Here is a 17,260-nt window from a genome sequence, read left to right on the forward strand (position 1 = left end):
ACGTCGCCCTGTCCGGACGTGGCGTTTTTAGGGGGTATATACCGCGAATACAGCTTCCCGTTGCAGAAGCAGGCTTACCGCACTGACGAACAGGGACGTTCGCCAGAGGCCGCCACCCTTACATGGATGTTACCTAAGGCCGGTGCGACCAGTAAGCCTGTTTCGGAAACGGAATCAGAAGCTGTCCTGAGCGAGGGACTTTTCGGTTACCTTTGTGTCCTTACAAAGGTAACTGGCTCGAAGGGACGAGAGACATGAAAGACAGGGAGGTCAATGTCTCTTAAAACCTCAATCTATGCCGTTGAATATCCTTAACTGACTGACATTAACCGGCATTGGCGGGCTCTTTTTCCGTGCCAAAGATCCCAAAGCCATGGCAGCCTGGTATGAGCGCAACCTGGGTAACAGCCATATCGTCATATGAGACAGCTTGCGTATTCAGTCCGCCTCAATCACAAATGGACCCGCCACGGGCTGATGGGAAGCGGGCTTATCAATTGGGGTAGCGATGAGATTTGCCGGAATTTTCGGAGCGAGCAAGTCATTAAAAATCTCAGTGTTGGTAATACTTTCATCCAGCCAAAGTGACAGCGTGTCGTCCTGCTGCGGCAGAATCAGTGGCATCGATTTACCATGAATATTCACCAGTTTTGGATGTGACGTTAGCGTAATGACGGAACAGGAAAGCATATGTTGGCCGGTTGAGTGATGATGCCATTCACGGCATAGCCCACCCAGGGCAAGCGCCTGGCCCGCCTCGGCTTCAAGATCATGGTAGTGAACAGGCTTGCCGTTCTGGTATTCGGTTTCACCAAAGCCTTTTACCGGAATGATACAGCGGCTGTGGCGGTATGCGTGAAATCCGGCGCTACGGGGAACATCCAGTTTATCGTAACGGGTATTAAAGCTGGCAAAGCGGGAAGGCTTAAACCCCTCGATGGTCGGCTCCAGTAACAACCACCAGATGGCATTTTGCATGCAGCGTTTACCCTGAAGCTGTCGTATCAGAGAAACGGGCTGAGCAGCCCGAATAAAACGACTGAAGATTTGCCCCTGTTCAGGCCACAGGGAAATGCCGAGCTGATCACAGAGATCTCTTACACCCGGGTCGTCGATTACATTGAGTCTGCCGCACATTTTTACACTGCCAAACAATCCAAGCCTCAGCTAACAGGCTATCACTGGTGATTCAGCAATTCATCTCTGATTCAGGTTCAGCGTTTACTAACCAACACGTGCGGCATTGGCCAGCTGACGACATGTTCCTCTCCCTGCCAGTCCTGTATTCTCAGCCACAGTCTGTCACCCCGGGCGATATGCTCAGGCGCGATGGCATGCACATGCTGAGAATGACGATTGCCGTGCAGTATTCCGGTTTCGCCCTGTTGCAGCTTAACCAGCGGCATTGGTTGCGGGCCGATGCTGACATACCCCTGGCGAATACTGCTGATTTTTCCGGCGGCAAAAGTTAAGGTGAAATCTTTCACGTAGTCGCCATGATGAGCATAGGGTGGCTCCATATCAGAAGGCACTACCGTTATCTCGTAGGGGCCGGCTTTCTGACTGCCCCAGACAGCAGGGAAAGTGGGCGTGAGTTGCTGATACAAAAACCAGAAAGGCAGGATCAGCACCAATCCATTAAGTTTATATTTGTATCTGTGCCAGAAAGTATCCTTTCGTCTTGCCATCAGTGAGCTCCCTCAGCAAGCGTACCTTGTTGCTCTGCCGGACTGCGCCGTTGTCGGGCGGCGCGTACGGTGCGACTTCCCCAAATCATAAAGCCGGTAATCGACATGCCAGAGAGGATCAATCCAAATATAAACCAGATCACTTTCGTCCAGATGCCACCTATGGTGCCGTAATGCAAGGGATCGGCAATATGCTGAATAGTTTGCAGCGCCGTCATATTAGCCGGTTCAATGGCCTCTTCAAGTTCACCTGTCCAGGGATTAATCGCCAGACGATAAGAATACTGATCATAAAAAATGTGGTCACCACCGCCCATCAGTTTATACATGTCACGGTTATGCTCCGGCATCATCAGGTAGGCACCGTTAAAATCAGGATAGTGTTTATGGGCAATATCCATGGCTTCGGAAAAACTAATCATAGCCGGGGCCTGCTGACCCGCTTGCGGCAATTGTCTTGCTTCCACCAGGGGAGTATGGGGTTCAATATCAATATCTGCATGCCAGAAAATCTGCTGAACCAGATACCATAAACCGGTGAGGCTCATCAGCATCAGAAACCAGATAGACCAGACACCTGCCAGCCGGTGTAAGTCGGTAAGCAGGGTTTTGCGCCCCTGATTAACCCGCACTTTGGGCCGGGTAAAAGAGCGCCAGAACCGTTTGTAAATAATCAGGCCGGTTACCAGTGCTCCGAGCATCACAATGCTCATTGCCGATACCAGGTAATAGCCCACACTGTAGCCACTTTGCCAGGGGAACAGTAACCAACCGTGTAGCGAGCGCATAAAGTTGATAAAGGTGATGCCCTGATTGATTTGCTGAATTTCACCGGAGTACTGGTTCACATAGGCGATGGCAAAGGGTTTATCGGCGTCGGTAAATACTATGGCATTGACCAGATAAGGCTCAAAGGTGATCACCGTTCCCACATCCGCGCTGGGGTAAGCTTGCTCGACTCGCTCAACAAGCTCTGCAACCGGTTTGGCCGGCAGATTATCCGGATTGTTGGCACGGGCATCAGGGTTGGTCAGCCAGGTCAGCTCATGGCTGAACACGGCAATAGTGCCGGTGATACAGACAAAACAAAATATCAGCCAGATGGGCAGGGAAAACCAACCATGTAGCCTGAACCAGAATCGTTGCCGCATTAAACAGAGCCCTGATAGAGAAGACCAATCAATGGATGATAAAAGGAATAAGAACCATTATCAATAACTGTTAACGAGAATAGTTTTCATTTATACTCCGGCTCCTTAATTCGATTAGCAGGAGTCATCATGGTCTTAAGCACAAAGCCCCCTTTCATTCGTTCACGCCTTAGCACGGTCTTGTCGTTGACAATAGTTTGGTCCAGTTGTTTTTTACCGGCAGTTGCTCAGGAGCAGCAGCAAATCGAACGCCTTGAAGTGCAGGGCAGCCGTCTGGATAAAGCCAGTACCGCCACCGGCTTGCCTCTGACCCTGCGCAAGACTCCTCAGTCCGTGTCCATCATCGGCAGTGAGTTTATCGACAGTTTCGCGCTAGAGAGTATTGCCGACATTATGACTTTTGCACCGGGGCTGCAGGCGCAGCGGGCAGAAACCGACCGCTATTTTTTCCGCGCCCGGGGTAATGACATCACCAATTTCCAGTTCGATGGCGTACCGGTTAACTACAACAGCTTCTTCAATGATGCCGTCACCGACACCATCATTTTCGAGCGTGTTGAAGTGGTGCGAGGAGCAACCGGCTTACTCACCGGAGCAGGCGAACCCTCTGCTGCGATCAACCTGATCCGCAAACGCCCAAAAGCCGAAGGTGGCGGATACATCAATGCCCGTGTCGGATCATGGAACCAGCGCCGTCTGGAACTGGATCACTCTCTGGCACTGTCTGAAGACGGAGCGGTGAATGCCCGTGTTGCCGGCGCCTATGAACAGGGTGACAGTTACGTGGATCTGGCGGAAAAAGACGATCTCCAGCTTTACGGTGTGATCACCGCAGATCTAAGTGCCCAGACCCGTCTGACCGTGGGGCTGGATCACAGCCGTCGTAATCCCAAAGGTTCGACCTGGGGTGCCCTGCCGTTGTTTTATGCCGACGGCAGCCCGGCTGACGATTTGCCGGTTTCCACTACCACCGCAGCCCAGTGGACAAAGTGGGAGCGCGATGGCACTAACGCCTTTGCGTCCATCGAACATGCTTTTGACAATGGCTGGGATATTCATGCAGAACTGGAACGCCGCGAGGGTGAAATGGATGGCCATCTATTGTATCTGTATGGCTTACCGGACAAAGAAACCGGCCTCGGAATGGGCACCAGCCCGCTGATCTATCAGTCTAAGCGCGAACAGGATGCACTGCGCCTTATGGCATCGGGTCCTTTTTCCCTGCTGGGCCGTGAACATAACCTGACCGCCGGCTTGCTTTATTCACAGCAGGATATTACTTCTGATTCATTTCGCCCTCTGGAAGCCGTACCTGTGGGCAATTTCCTGGAGTGGGACGGCAGCGTATCCAAACCGCCTTTTGGTCAGGAACCTGCGAGTTCCGGTTCAGAGACCATCACTCAGCAAGGCGCCTATCTCGCCGCACAGTTTAATCTGCATGATCAGGTTAACCTGATCCTCGGAAGCCGCCTTAGCGACTATAAAGTAGAGGGCGATACCGGTGACTACAAGCATGACAGCGTCACCACTCCCTACGCTGGCCTGGTATTTGATTTTTCTGAGGTAATATCTGCTTACATCAGTTATACGGAAATTTTTCAGCCCCAGGATGCCAAAGACGCTGATAACCGGCGACTGGACCCCGTTGAGGGCAGCAATGCTGAAATCGGCGTCAAAGGGGATTTCTTCGATCAGGCGCTGACCGCCAGCTTTTCCTTGTTTAAGGTGGAGAAAGACAATGTGGCCGTACTCGATCCAAACTTCACTGAGCCTCTGCCCGATGGCAGCTTCCCGTCTGTTGCCGTCAAAGGTGCTCAGAATCAGGGCTATGAGCTGGAAGTGAACGGTAATCCCAGTGACCAGTTAGATTTATACTTCAGCTTTACCCACAGCGAATCTGAGCAGGCCGATGGCAGCCCCTTCAAGACCTACCTTCCTGAAGACATGGTCAGGCTAAGCGGTCTGTACCGGATTAGTGACCAGGTTAAAATGGGTGCCAATATTAACTGGCAGAGTGAAATGGTCAATCCGGGTGTGGGTCCCAACGGCGAAAGCGCCCGCCAGGATGCCTACACTCTGGTAAACCTGATGGCCAGCTATGACATCAACGACCAGTTGCAGGCACAGATCAACCTCAACAATGCGCTGGATAAAAAGTACTACTCCAGCATCGACTTCTACAATCAGGGCTTCTGGGGCCCGGAGCGTAACCTGCAAGTCAGCCTGCGTTATAGCTGGTAAGCAACAGTCACTGCCCGGAAACCTTCTTGCCGGGCAGTATTTCCCTGCCTCGATCATCAACCCGGATTAAATCCTACCCCGCAGTATAAAAAGCCATCACCTCAAGCCGATAGTCAATAGAGGAGTGAGGATTATGCAGATTGAATCATATCAGGCCAGCTTCGGGCTGACTCAACAACGAATGTTTCACCGCGAGCGCGAGGTCATAGGCAGACAGGGGGCCGTTCCTGAATCTGAGATGCAACCGCAACGTAGCATTCAGATAAGCAAAGCTGAAAAGCTCAACAGCGATGAAGAGCCCGAGAGTGATCAGGATTACCGCCAGACTCTCAAGAAGCGCCTGATTGAACTGATGTCAGGCCGTGAACTGGAATGGTACGACCCCAGCCAGTTAAGAAATAAGAATAACCAGTCTGAATCAGCACAACAGACCGCGCAGGTTGAAGCTGAAACCAGATTGTTAGTCCGCGAGCAGACGCTGGATTATCAGGCCTATCAGTTGCAGTTTGATCTGCAGGTTCAGGGTGTAGATGGCCAGAACAGCGCTTTTTCTGCCTCACTGGACTGGGAGCAACTGAATATAACCGACAGCCTCAGCGTGATGACAGCACAGCAGTTGAAAGATCCACTGGTACTGAATTTCGACTGGCAGGCGGTAAGCTTTAACGGCGATACCCCCTTCGATCTCGACAGTGATGGCAATACAGACCGCCTGCCCACACCCGAAGGTGACGCCGGTTATCTGGTCAGGGATGTGAATAGAAACGGAGAAATGGACAGTTCGAAAGAACTTATCGGTGCCCACAGCGGTGATGCCTGGGCTGATATCAGCGCAATGGACAGCAATAGCGACGGCTGGCTAAACAGTAATGATAAAGCCTTTGACCAGCTATACTGGTGGCAGCCAGGCGCGGGTAAACAGCTTTTTTCCCTTACAGATCTCAAGGTTGATGGCTTGTTGCTACAGGGTGCCGACACCCGGGCCGATATTGCTCCGGAAGGAGAAAACCAGGCCCGACTGCGCCGCAGCGGCGCCTTTATCTACCAGGGCAACCAGTTAGGCCTGATGCAACAATTTGATTTCTATATCTGAACTCGGTGCGGGCTGTGTTTATGCCCGGGTCTGATTCAGTTTGTCAGAGGGCGTCCGGATTTCGGGTCTGAATACGTTTAACCCCTTGCTGCCAGTTGGCGTAAAGCCTGTCACGCTGGGCTTTGGCCATTTTCGGAGTAAACAGCTTGTCCTGCTGCCAGAGTGCTGCAATATGTTCGAGTGACTGAAACACTCCTGCCTGCAAACCTGCCAGATACGCCACACCAAGGGCAGTGGTTTCGGCGATGCTGCTGCGCCTGACATTGGCACCGAGCATATCGGCGAGAAACTGCATCAGCCAGTCATTGGCCACCATGCCGCCATCCACCCGCCAGTCAGTTGGCCGCACCCCATCTGCCTGCATCGATTTCTGTAAATCCTTACTCTGGTAACACACGGCCTGCAAACCGGCGCTGACAATTTCCCTGATCCCGGTATCTCTGGTCAGCCCGAGAATGGCACCTCTGGCATCGGGATCCCAATAAGGGGCGCCAAGACCCGTAAACGCCGGCACCAGGAGTACGCCGTGATCGATCCCCACCTCTTTAGCCAGGGCTTCCGATTCGCCGGCCTGCTGGATCAGATTCAGACCGTCACGCAACCATTGAATCGTGGCCCCGGCCATAAAAATACTACCCTCAAGGGCATAGGTGACCTCACCTTGTAAACGATAGCCAACGGTTGTCAGCAGACGATGCTGAGATAGCAGTGCCTGCTTACCCGTATTCAGCATAAGAAAACACCCGGTGCCATAGGTACTTTTAGCCATGCCAGGCTCAAAACAGCACTGGCCAATCAGCCCAGCCTGCTGGTCGCCTGCCATAGCCAGAATCGGTACTGGCCCGCCCAGTAATTCGTGCTGCGTATGACCGAATTCGGCCGCATTGTCGCAAACACCGGGTAGCATAGCGGGCGGAATATCAAACAAGACTAATAATTCTTCATCCCATTGCTGGGTGTGAATATTAAATAAAAGCGTGCGCGAAGCGTTGGTGGCATCGGTGCAGTGGTATTTGCCACCGGTCAGCTTCCACAAGAGATAGGTTTCCACGGTGCCAAACAACAGCTTGCCCTGCATGGCCTGCACTTTTGCGCCTTGCACATTATTGAGGATCCAGTAGATCTTGCTGGCGCAGAAATAGGGATCCAGCAATAATCCTGTTTTGCTCTGAAGCCGGGCTGCGAGTTGCGGATCTTCCGCTGCCAGTTTCTGGCAATAGGCGGCTGTGCGTCTGTCCTGCCAGACAATGGCATTGTATATCGGCTCCCCGGTATCCTTGTCCCAGATAAGCGTAGTCTCACGCTGATTACCTATGCCCAGGGCAATAATATCTTCACCGCTGAGTTGATTACGGGATAACAGGGTGGTGCAGCAATACCGAACACTTTGCCAGAGATCATCAGGTTGGTGCTCGACCCAACCAGCGTGGGGATAGTGCTGAGGGAATTCCTGCTGCACCATATCCACTATCTCTCCCTGCGGGCTTAGCAATATGGCTCTCGAACTGGTTGTGCCATGATCAATACCTAACAGATAACGGCTCATAAGTGCCCTCTATCGCGACATTATGATAACCCTATACCATATCCTGACTATTGCACATCCAGTTCTTTTAGTTTGCGGGTCAGCGTATTGCGGCCCCAGCCCAGCTTTCTTGCCGCCTCCTGCTTATGGCCATGGGTATAATGCAGAGCCCGCTCAAGCATAATTTTTTCCATCAGACGTTGGGCTTCGTTGAGGATGTCCTGTTCACCAGCCTGCAATTGCTTATCCGCCCAATGGCTGAGTAAGGTTTGCCAGTTACGGCCTTGTTGCTCCTCTTCCCTGGTCAGGGGTTGCTCGTAAAGCTCGGGGGGTAAATCAGCCGGGATGATTTCCTGTCCACTGGCCATCACAGTTAACCAGCGGCAGAGATTCTCCAGTTGCCTCACATTACCAGGCCAGGGCAGCTTGCTGAGGATCTGCCGGGTTTCCTTGCCCATCATCTTGGTTTCCACTTCAAGCTCCTTTGCCGCCTTGATCAGAAAGTGCCCCGCCAACAGCGGAATATCTTCCCGACGCTCTGATAAGCGCGGAATATGGATACGGATAACATTCAGTCGATGAAACAAGTCTTCACGGAATTTACCCTGAGCCACACGTTGTTCGAGGTTCTGGTGGGTCGCCGCAATAATACGCACGTCCACCGTTACCGGATTATGTCCACCAACCCGGTAGAATTGCCCATCGGCCAGCACCCGCAATAAGCGGGTTTGCACATCCAATGGCATATCCCCGATCTCATCCAGAAACAGGGTTCCTCCGTTAGCCTGTTCAAAACGCCCCTGACGGGTAGTCTGAGCACCGGTAAAGGCGCCTTTCTCATGACCAAAAAGTTCAGACTCGATCAAATCAGTGGGGATTGCAGCCATATTCAGCGCGATAAAGGGCTCTTTGGAACGCGGACTATGCCGGTGCAGCGCCTGTGCCACCAATTCTTTACCGGTACCAGACTCACCATTGATAAGCACACTGATACTGGAGCGTGACAGCCTGCCGATGGCCCGAAACACCTCTTGCATGGCCGGGGCTTCACCGATAATTTCAGTGACGATAGCCGGTTCCTGATGTGTCTGTTGTTTGAGTTGTTCTCGCGCATGTGACAACGCCCGTTTCACCAGACTTACCGCATCGTCAATATCAAACGGCTTGGGCAGGTATTCAAAGGCGCCACTTTGATAGGCATTTACCGCACTGTCGAGATCGGAGTGCGCGGTCATGATTATCACAGGCATATTGGCATACTGCTTATGCACCTCCTCCAAAAGCTCCATGCCATCCATCTGCGGCATGCGAATATCGGATACAATCACCTGCGGGGGTTGTTCTGCATTCAACTGCAACAGTAAATCCTGTGGATTTTCAAAGCTGAAACACTCAATATCGGCACTTTTCAACGCTTTTTGTAATACCCAGCGAATCGAGCTGTCATCGTCCACTATCCAAACCGGTGCAGCACTCATCACTTTGGCTCCTTCTTATCTATTGGCAGGTAAATGGTAAATTCAGTGTGGCCCGGCCAGCTATCCACTTCAATCTTGCCCCGGTGGTGGTCGATCAGTGTCTGAGCGATAGACAGCCCCAGTCCTGTACCATCCTGATTACCCGTGGTCATCGGATAAAACAACGTGTCTTTGAGTTGCTCCGGAATACCGGGGCCATTATCAATAATACGAATACGGGCACACAACGGGTACCGAGTCCCGTGAATCGTCACCTGACGCTCGATACGGGTGATAAAATCGATTCTCCCCTTGCCTTTCAGGGCTTGCACCGCATTACGGGCAATATTCAGTACCGCTTGCTGGATTTTTTCGTCGTCTACCCAAACCTCGGGGATGCTCGGGTCATAATCCCTGTACAGTTCAATTTCAGCAATATCATCCAGACTCAGCAAGGTTCGAATCTTTTCCAGTAGCTGATGAAGGTTGTGCCATTTGAATCGCGGTGGATGATTAGGGCCCAGCAACCGATCAACCAGATTTCGGAGCCTGTCGGCTTGCTCAATGATCAATCCGGTGTATTCCTGTAACTCCAGATCGGCAAGTTCTTTTTCTAACAATTGTGCAGCACCGCGCAGACCGCCGAGCGGGTTCTTGATTTCGTGGGCCAGACCACGCACCAGATCACGGGCTGCCTGCTGTTGCGCCCACTGCTGATTTTCCTGACTGATGCGTTTAAGGTTATCGATCTGTTTAATTTCCAGCAGCAAATAGCTGTTGTTTTCTTTTTCGAGACTGGAAACTGTGATTTCTGCCAGCGTGTGGCGACCGTCGGCAAAGGTCAGTTGCACCTCGCCATCTGAAAAGCTGTCGCGATAGCGAATTGCTTTATGCAAACGCGCCGTATCCAGACTCGAATAGAGAAAAATTTTACTCAGAGCCTGGCCCTGCAACTGATTACAACTCTGCTCAAAAAAAGATTCAGCGGCAGCATTTGCAAAACAAACCGCAAGAGATTCATCTACAACCAGTATCCCCACCGACAAATTACTTACCAGATTTTGTGCTGACCAGGTTGTCACCGCATCCCCTTATGTATTGACACTGCCTGCAAAGATAGCAACGCACCAAAATAGTGCAATTGAAATTTGCCTTGTCAGTCTCAGTATTTCTGCCAGGCCCTTTAGGGCAATGCAGCGGCTATTGGGGCCTGTTCAGTACTGAGGCCTGATGCAGGAAAAACTCTGTTGGGGAAGATGATGCAAGTACCTTGCCTGAATTGTTTACATAGCGCACTTCGATAGTATGAGCCCCACGGTTTACCTCCGTAAGCTCAAAACGTGGGGAAGGGCTCGTCGCCAATGACTTACCGTCCATCAATAATTCAAAGGCACCGGCACCTGTTGTCTGAGGTTGCATTTGTGCAACCACAGTCACCTTGCCCTGGTTATCGCGCAGGGTTTGCTGTGATTTAGGGTAAAGAATGGACAACTGATACTGTACTTCGGGTCGATCACTCTTATTGCGTGACGCAGCAGCATTCTTCGCAGCCAGCGACTCAGCGGTATTGACTCTTGGCAGCTCGACAGGCTCGGCACCCGCCACAGGCTGGTCCGTGTACATCACTGTACCGTCGGCTTTGATAACTTTATACAGCGTGTCTGCCTGCGCAGTAGTCATCAGCAACAGCATTAACCAGAAATAACGCATTGCGCCTCCTTAGTCAGTTTCCATAACCATTCCAGACTCAGTTTACGCTGTTTTTTACCAGTCTGCTGCAACCCAAAGGTATGTCGGTTAATTCCCATGTCGGAAGGACACTGACCGCTGCCCTACTTTTTCAGTTTTAACCATTTAACATTGCACCGATTTATCGGACCGAGGACATAAAAAAAGCGCCAGAAGGCGCTTTTTTTATTGGTTCAGCATTTAAACGCTGTAATACATATCGAACTCAACCGGATGAGTGGACATCGCCAGTTTTTCAACTTCGTCACGTTTAAGACCAATGTAAGCGTCAATCATATCGTCTGACATAACGCCACCTTCCCGGAGGAAGTCACGGTCGGCGTCTAATGCATCCAGCGCCATCTCCAATGAGGAAGCGACGGTCGGAATCTCTTTGGCTTCTTCAGCAGGCAAATCGTATAAATCCTTATCCATGGCATCGCCAGGGTGGATCTTGTTACGAATACCGTCCAGACCTGCCATCATCATTGCGGTAAAGGCCAGATAAGGGTTGGCAGTAGGATCAGGGAAACGCACTTCAATACGACGAGCCTTGGCACTGCTCACGTGTGGAATACGGATTGATGCACTGCGGTTACGGGCTGAATAAGCCAGCATCACAGGCGCTTCAAAACCGGGTACCAAACGCTTGTAAGAGTTGGTTGAGGCATTGGTAAAGGCATTGATAGCACGGGCGTGCTTGATGATACCGCCAATGTAGTAAAGCGCCTCTTCAGACAGTCCTGCGTATTTATCACCCGCAAAGATGTTCTTGCCGTCTTTGCTGATCGACTGGTGTACATGCATACCGGAACCATTATCTCCTACGAGCGGCTTCGGCATAAAGGTAGCAGACTTACCATAGGCGTCGGCCACATTGTGCACGACATACTTGTAGATCTGAATCTCATCAGCCTTAGTTACCAGGGTATTAAAACGGCAGGCAATTTCATTCTGTCCCGCTGTAGCAACCTCGTGGTGATGCGCCTCAATATACAAACCCATTTCTTCCATTACCAGGCACATGGCGGTACGAATATCATGCGCTGAGTCAACAGGTGGAACGGGAAAATACCCCCCTTTCACGCCAGGACGGTGACCCATGTTACCACCATCAATATCTGCACCTGAGTTCCACTTGGCTTCCATTGAATCGATTTCATAGAATGAACCGGCCATATCTGTGTGGAAACGCACATCATCAAACATAAAGAATTCTGGCTCGGGGCCAATCAGTACCGTATCGCCGATACCGGTAGATTTGAGATACTCTTCGGCACGTTTGGCCACGGAACGAGGGTCACGATCATAGCCCTGCATCGTGGTGGGTTCGACGATATCACAGCGGATATTCACCTGAGTTTCCTCGGAAAAGGGGTCCAGTACCGCTGATTCAGGGTCGGGCATCAGAATCATGTCCGATTCGTTGATACCTTTCCAGCCGGAGATGGAAGAACCATCGAACATCTTGCCTTCTTCGAAAAACTCTTCATCAATGAGAGAACAAGGAATAGAAACGTGCTGCTCTTTACCTTTAGTATCGGTAAACCGCAGATCTACAAATTTTGCTTCGCTTTCTTGGATTAAATCCAGGGCCTTTTGTACTGACATTATGTCCTCCAGGTTGAATATTTAAAGGCTGAATAATTTCACTCTATACCGTTGCTCCTAACGAAGCGATAATCGTGCCAACCATATTAGCCTGGCTGCAAGCCGCACTCTGCCGGTGCATGACCCCGCAACCACGGCACATTACAAATTGTCATCGCACTGAATTAGTGCATTACTGCACCATTTTGGGCTGCGATTCCGCTTCTGTTGCACCTAAAGGTAGCCGAATTCCAATTTGGTGCAATAACCAATTCAGTCGTCTGAACTTACTCATCGATTAACTGACGCATATTTTCGCCGCTTCTTTTTTATAATAAAAACTAAACAATCCGCCAGCAGACTATGAGCGGCCCAGCCGATCAGCATATCTGCCCCAAACATATCCATGACAGGCCAGCGCCATGGTATACCTGCACTATAGATCGCCAGCGGATAAAACGATGACCAGTAAATCGGGGGCAGGTAAAAATATCAGGCCAATATTTGCACTATCTATACCATCCATGTTTCCGTATAATCCGCGCCCACTGTGAACCATGCGGAACGCCAAAGAATTTTTTAGGCCCCCCCAAAAGGCACCCAAAGCCAGGAACTATGAATGCACGACCATACAAAACATTTTGATCTCAATCACTTACGCAATGTTGCCATTATTGCTCACGTCGATCACGGCAAGACCACTCTGGTAGACAAACTGCTTCAGCAGTCTGGTACCCTGGACAGCCGCAAAGATGCTGATGAACGGGTAATGGACTCAAACGCACTGGAGAAAGAGCGCGGCATTACCATTCTGGCTAAAAACACTGCGATAAACTGGCAGGACTACCGGATTAATATTCTCGATACTCCGGGACATGCCGATTTCGGCGGCGAAGTTGAACGGGTGTTGTCGATGGCCGACTCTGTGTTGCTGTTGGTGGATGCCGTAGATGGCCCCATGCCACAGACACGCTTTGTAACCCAGAAAGCTTTTTCACACGGTCTTAATCCGATTCTGGTGATCAATAAAATTGACCGCCCTGGAGCCCGTCCTGACTGGGTAATGGATCAGGTCTTTGACCTGTTTGACAATCTGGGTGCCAACGATCAACAACTGGATTTCCCCGTTGTCTATGCTTCAGCATTACAGGGTTGGGCCAGTATGGACGAAACCGCCACGGGCGGTGATATGACTCCCCTGTTTGAAGCCATTGTTGAGAAAGTCTCTCCGCCTGATGCCAATCCAGATGGCGCGCTGCAGATGCAGATTTCCCAGTTAGATTATTCAAGCTATCTGGGCGTTATTGGTATTGGCCGTCTGAAACAAGGCCAGGTTCAGGTGAACCAGCAGGTAACGATTGTGGGTGCTGATGGCAGCAAGCGCAATGGCAAAATTGGCAAGGTATTTGGCTATCTGGGCCTGGACCGTTACGAAGCACAAAGTGCCTCAGCCGGTGACATTATTGCCCTCAGCGGCCTGGGTGAACTGAAAATCTCTGATACGCTCTGTGCCGTGGATGCCGTTGAAGCTTTGCCGGCCCTGACTGTGGATGAGCCAACGGTGACCATGACCTTTCAGGTTAATACCTCACCGTTTGCGGGTCAGGATGGCAAGTTTGTTACCTCGAGACAGATTCTTGAACGCCTGCAAACCGAGCTGAAGCACAACGTCGCCCTGCGTGTCGAAGAGACCATAGATCCGGATAAGTTCCGGGTTTCGGGCCGTGGTGAATTGCACCTTGGTGTATTGATAGAGAATATGCGCCGCGAAGGATACGAGCTGGCTGTATCGCGCCCTGAGGTTATTCTTAAAAAAGAGGGCGAGCAATTATTGGAGCCCTTCGAGATGCTGACAGTGGATATCGAAGAAGAGCATCAGGGCTCCATAATGGAACAGCTTGGCCTGCGTAAGGCAGAAATGCGCGATATGAACCCCGATGGTAAAGGCAGGGTACGTATCGACTTTATGGTTCCCAGCCGTGGCCTGATCGGTTTCCAGACCGACTTTATGACACTGACATCCGGTAGCGGCCTGATTTATCATACGTTTGACAGTTACCAACCCCATGTGGGTGGTCGCATCGGCCAGCGTAACAATGGCGTACTGATATCAAACGGTAAAGGCAAAGCACTGGCCTACGCGCTGTTTAATCTGCAGGAACGTGGCCGTCTGTTTACCGGTCATGGTGAAGAAGTCTATGAAGGACAGGTTATCGGTATTCACAGTCGCTCAAACGATCTGACCGTAAACTGCCTTAAAGGCAAGCAATTGACTAACGTGCGGGCGGCCGGAACTGACGAAGCGCTGACGCTCTCACCACCGATCAGAATGACCCTGGAACAGGCTCTCGAATTTATCGACGATGACGAACTGGTGGAAGTCACGCCTAACCATATCCGGTTACGCAAACGGTTTTTGACTGAAAACGAACGTAAGCGGGCATCCAGAAGCAGCGATTAATATCGCCGCCCACAAGCGTACCGCAAAAGCCGCAGAAGAAATTCTTCTGCGGCTTTTTTGTTTTTTCAGTTACAAGAATAATCACGTCATCCTGATGGCAATCAGGATCTTTAAACTGCGGCTCTGCGGTAAAAGCTTCTTTTGTGGCTTATCAGGGTAGTCGCTTAAGGATATAGTCCAGCGCACCTGTCACTGCCGCTATTTGCGCCTCATTACACTGCTGTGGTGTTGCCCTCGGGCTGTCCGGATACACCTCCGTAGTGGTTTTATATCTGGCGTCAGTAAAGCCGATACATAGCCCGTATTCTTTCGTCGGATAGTAAATGAGACCGCGTCGCGCAACAGGAGAGCCGATCAGCTTGCCCTCATTGTCGGCCTCAGCAATATGCGTCACCTTACTCACAGAATCCAGTACCGCTTGCTGGAAGTCAGGTTCCTGTTTATTACTGTCTCCCACCAGATAAAAACCATCGGGGATATTCCAGTTATGATTGGTCACACCGTCTCGCGCAGCCAGCGCCGGCCTGAATTCCGCGTTGTCTGAATCCGTTGTCTCATGTAAGTCAATATGAACAAGAATATCGGTTCTTTGTTTTTGCACCCAGGCCATTACCAATGCCGACTCAGGCACCGGACTGTACGCTGTGAAGTTGCGGTTAGGATCCAGTGTCTCTGGATTCCAGCGGTTGATGGTTTCATAAGCCCAGGGGCTGATGCAGGGCGCGATCAGTAAATTCATCCGCTCACTGTAATCTTGCGCTACGTCCTTCAGAAACCCCAGAGCCCCCTGCACACCGCTGGTTTCATAGCCATGCACACCACCGGTAATCAAAGCGGCAGGACGATCATCCTGCCAGCCTGGCCCTCTGATACCAAACAACGGGTAACGTTGTTCAGCATAATCAAGTTGCCCATATTGCTGCACATCAAAATTCGCCGGCAAGGCGTCGAGTTGGCTGACCACGTCATCACTATAGCTACGCTTTATCTGCTGCGCCGCCAGCCATTGTGCTTTTTCTTTATCGCTCCAGGCTCTTCCCGGTGTGCCGATAGGGTAAGATGTTGTCATAACAGATGTCACTGAGTCATTTTCTCCTGTCTGGCATCATAACAAAGGTTTATTCGCCTTACCCAAATAAAGGCCGGCAGAAACAGACTAAAGACTTTTATGATACTCATCGGATCTGTAGGATAGAGCCATTACCATAAAGAGGGACTGAGTATGCGCACGTTGATGATAATAGTGAGCCTGTTGGCATTGTCTGCGTGTAAGGAACCCATCAAGACGTCTCAGGAAAATATTCGCCCCATTGCCTGGATGCAGGTGCAATCGGTACAGCTTGAACAAATTCGTCGCTTATCCGGTACCCTGGCCCCGGTCGAAGCCACTGATCTGAGTTTTGAAGTCAATGGCAAAGTCGCCACGGTATCGGTAAAGCTCGGTGAATCTGTACGCCGTGATCAGCAACTGGCCAGTCTGGAACAACGTAATTTCACTCTTGGTCTGCAATCCGCTCAGGCTTCACTGGCGCAAGCACAAGCCACCCTCACCGAAACAGAAAACGAATATCGTCGCTATGCCGAACTGGTTGAACAGGGCGTGGTATCGCGCTCAGGGTTTGATAATGCCAAAGGTTCCTATGAGACCGCTCGCAGCGCAGCAGCAGTGGCAGAAGCGCAACTGGACATTGCCCGTAAAAATCTTCAGGACAGCGTTCTGGTATCACCTTATGACGGTGTCATTACCCGTCGATTAATTGAACCCTCCATGCAGATTGCCGCTGGCCAGACTGTGTTTGAGATTGAAGGTAATCATGGCCTCGAAGCCAGAGTCATGGTGCCAGAAACGATAATTCAGGAACTTCACCGGGATATGCAGGTGCCCGTGCATTTTCCCGCTGCCGAGAACCTTACGGTTGAGGGTATTGTCAGCGAAATTGGCACCCGTGCAGAGGCGGCAAATGCGTTTCCGGTGGTGGTAAGGCTGACAAACGCACCCTCCCGGTTAAGAGCAGGCATGACGGCTGAGGTAGATTTCACTTTTGAAGCAACAGGCCGTAGCGGTCATCGTGGAACCAGTATTAAAGTGCCAGTGGCGGCGGTGGCCGCGGGGGACGGACAAACAGCCCATGTGTTTGTGTATAACGCAGAAAAACAACAGGTCAGTAAGCGTCAGGTACAAACCGAAAATCTGCTCAACAACGAAGTGTATATTTCCTCAGGACTGGAGGCCGGAGAAATCATTGCAGTTGCCGGTGTAGCCTTTCTGCGCGATGGCCAGCCCGTTACGCTTTTGGATCAGCAAGTGCAAGTGTTTAACTGAGGT

The 17,260-nt window shown here is 51.1% G+C and carries 13 protein-coding genes; 4 read left to right on the forward strand and 9 right to left on the reverse strand.

Annotated features, from left to right (window positions below):
• Positions 1–438 precede the first annotated feature (438 nt).
• The 3 genes from CDA54_RS04245 to CDA54_RS04255 form a co-directional block, all read right to left on the reverse strand.
• Positions 439–1,137: an SOS response-associated peptidase family protein gene (locus CDA54_RS04245; protein ID WP_099033865.1), complete on the reverse strand. Its 699-nt coding sequence runs from the start codon at positions 1,135–1,137 to the stop codon at positions 439–441.
• A 77-nt stretch (positions 1,138–1,214) separates the two neighbouring features.
• Entirely contained in the window at positions 1,215–1,688 is a 474-nt protein-coding gene (locus tag CDA54_RS04250; RefSeq protein ID WP_099033767.1) for a hypothetical protein, read from the reverse strand.
• Positions 1,688–2,839, reverse strand: a complete 1,152-nt coding sequence (locus CDA54_RS04255) for a PepSY-associated TM helix domain-containing protein (protein WP_099033768.1) — start codon at positions 2,837–2,839, stop codon at positions 1,688–1,690. Before CDA54_RS04255 ends, CDA54_RS04250 begins: the two co-directional genes overlap by 1 nt.
• A 129-nt stretch (positions 2,840–2,968) precedes the next feature.
• Between CDA54_RS04255 and CDA54_RS04260 the strand changes: the two genes are divergently transcribed.
• Together CDA54_RS04260 and CDA54_RS04265 are read left to right on the forward strand one after the other, a co-directional pair.
• A complete protein-coding gene (locus tag CDA54_RS04260) occupies positions 2,969–5,080 on the forward strand; it encodes a TonB-dependent siderophore receptor (RefSeq protein WP_099033769.1) in 2,112 nt (703 codons plus the stop codon).
• Positions 5,081–5,213: 133 nt separating this feature from the next.
• Positions 5,214–6,173 (forward strand): hypothetical protein, encoded by a 960-nt coding sequence (locus CDA54_RS04265; RefSeq protein WP_099033770.1) that lies wholly within the window; start codon positions 5,214–5,216, stop codon positions 6,171–6,173.
• 43 nt (positions 6,174–6,216) lie between these two features.
• On the opposite strand, the gene glpK is transcribed toward CDA54_RS04265, so the two are convergent.
• The 5 genes from glpK to glnA all read right to left on the reverse strand — a co-directional run bounded on the left by glpK (position 6,217) and on the right by glnA (position 12,494).
• Positions 6,217–7,719 carry a glycerol kinase GlpK gene (gene glpK / locus CDA54_RS04270; protein WP_099033771.1) on the reverse strand — a complete coding sequence of 501 codons (1,503 nt, stop codon included), beginning with the start codon at positions 7,717–7,719 and terminating at the stop codon, positions 6,217–6,219.
• Positions 7,720–7,766: 47 nt separating this feature from the next.
• Positions 7,767–9,176, reverse strand: coding sequence for a nitrogen regulation protein NR(I) (glnG, locus tag CDA54_RS04275; RefSeq protein WP_099033772.1), 1,410 nt, complete (start codon positions 9,174–9,176; stop codon positions 7,767–7,769).
• Entirely contained in the window at positions 9,176–10,237 is a 1,062-nt protein-coding gene (glnL, locus tag CDA54_RS04280) for a nitrogen regulation protein NR(II) (RefSeq protein ID WP_099033773.1), read from the reverse strand. Before glnL ends, glnG begins: the two co-directional genes overlap by 1 nt.
• A 118-nt stretch (positions 10,238–10,355) precedes the next feature.
• Complete coding sequence (locus CDA54_RS04285) at positions 10,356–10,865, reverse strand: DUF4124 domain-containing protein (RefSeq protein WP_099033774.1); 510 nt, start codon at positions 10,863–10,865, stop codon at positions 10,356–10,358.
• Positions 10,866–11,084: 219 nt separating this feature from the next.
• On the reverse strand, positions 11,085–12,494 hold the full coding sequence (gene glnA / locus CDA54_RS04290) for a glutamate--ammonia ligase (protein ID WP_099033775.1): 1,410 nt from the start codon (positions 12,492–12,494) through the stop codon (positions 11,085–11,087).
• 598 nt (positions 12,495–13,092) lie between these two features.
• On the opposite strand from glnA, the gene typA reads away from it, so the two are divergent.
• Positions 13,093–14,934 carry a translational GTPase TypA gene (typA, locus tag CDA54_RS04295; RefSeq protein ID WP_099033776.1) on the forward strand — a complete coding sequence of 614 codons (1,842 nt, stop codon included), beginning with the start codon at positions 13,093–13,095 and terminating at the stop codon, positions 14,932–14,934.
• A gap of 151 nt (positions 14,935–15,085) precedes the next feature.
• On the opposite strand, the gene CDA54_RS04300 is transcribed toward typA, so the two are convergent.
• On the reverse strand, positions 15,086–16,003 hold the full coding sequence (locus CDA54_RS04300; protein ID WP_099033777.1) for a M14 family metallopeptidase: 918 nt from the start codon (positions 16,001–16,003) through the stop codon (positions 15,086–15,088).
• Between the two features lie 153 nt (positions 16,004–16,156).
• Between CDA54_RS04300 and CDA54_RS04305 the strand changes: the two genes are divergently transcribed.
• Positions 16,157–17,257, forward strand: coding sequence for an efflux RND transporter periplasmic adaptor subunit (locus CDA54_RS04305; protein WP_099033778.1), 1,101 nt, complete (start codon positions 16,157–16,159; stop codon positions 17,255–17,257).
• Positions 17,258–17,260 lie beyond the last annotated feature (3 nt).

This window comes from Lacimicrobium alkaliphilum (genome assembly GCF_002591895.1).
Taxonomy (GTDB): Bacteria; Pseudomonadota; Gammaproteobacteria; order Enterobacterales; family Alteromonadaceae; genus Lacimicrobium; species Lacimicrobium alkaliphilum.

Excerpts from the sequence above, each read along its gene's own strand:
- CDA54_RS04255 (WP_099033768.1), bottom strand. The coding sequence starts at position 2,839 with ATGCGGCAACGATTCTGGTTCAGGCTACATGGTTGGTTTTCCCTGCCC.
- CDA54_RS04250 (WP_099033767.1), bottom strand. The coding sequence starts at position 1,688 with ATGGCAAGACGAAAGGATACTTTCTGGCACAGATACAAATATAAACTT.
- typA (WP_099033776.1), top strand. The coding sequence starts at position 13,093 with ATGCACGACCATACAAAACATTTTGATCTCAATCACTTACGCAATGTT.
- glpK (WP_099033771.1), bottom strand. The coding sequence starts at position 7,719 with ATGAGCCGTTATCTGTTAGGTATTGATCATGGCACAACCAGTTCGAGA.
- CDA54_RS04300 (WP_099033777.1), bottom strand. The coding sequence starts at position 16,003 with ATGACAACATCTTACCCTATCGGCACACCGGGAAGAGCCTGGAGCGAT.
- glnA (WP_099033775.1), bottom strand. The coding sequence starts at position 12,494 with ATGTCAGTACAAAAGGCCCTGGATTTAATCCAAGAAAGCGAAGCAAAA.
- CDA54_RS04265 (WP_099033770.1), top strand. The coding sequence starts at position 5,214 with ATGCAGATTGAATCATATCAGGCCAGCTTCGGGCTGACTCAACAACGA.
- CDA54_RS04245 (WP_099033865.1), bottom strand. The coding sequence starts at position 1,137 with ATGTGCGGCAGACTCAATGTAATCGACGACCCGGGTGTAAGAGATCTC.
- CDA54_RS04285 (WP_099033774.1), bottom strand. The coding sequence starts at position 10,865 with ATGCGTTATTTCTGGTTAATGCTGTTGCTGATGACTACTGCGCAGGCA.
- CDA54_RS04305 (WP_099033778.1), top strand. The coding sequence starts at position 16,157 with ATGCGCACGTTGATGATAATAGTGAGCCTGTTGGCATTGTCTGCGTGT.
- CDA54_RS04260 (WP_099033769.1), top strand. The coding sequence starts at position 2,969 with ATGGTCTTAAGCACAAAGCCCCCTTTCATTCGTTCACGCCTTAGCACG.
- glnG (WP_099033772.1), bottom strand. The coding sequence starts at position 9,176 with ATGAGTGCTGCACCGGTTTGGATAGTGGACGATGACAGCTCGATTCGC.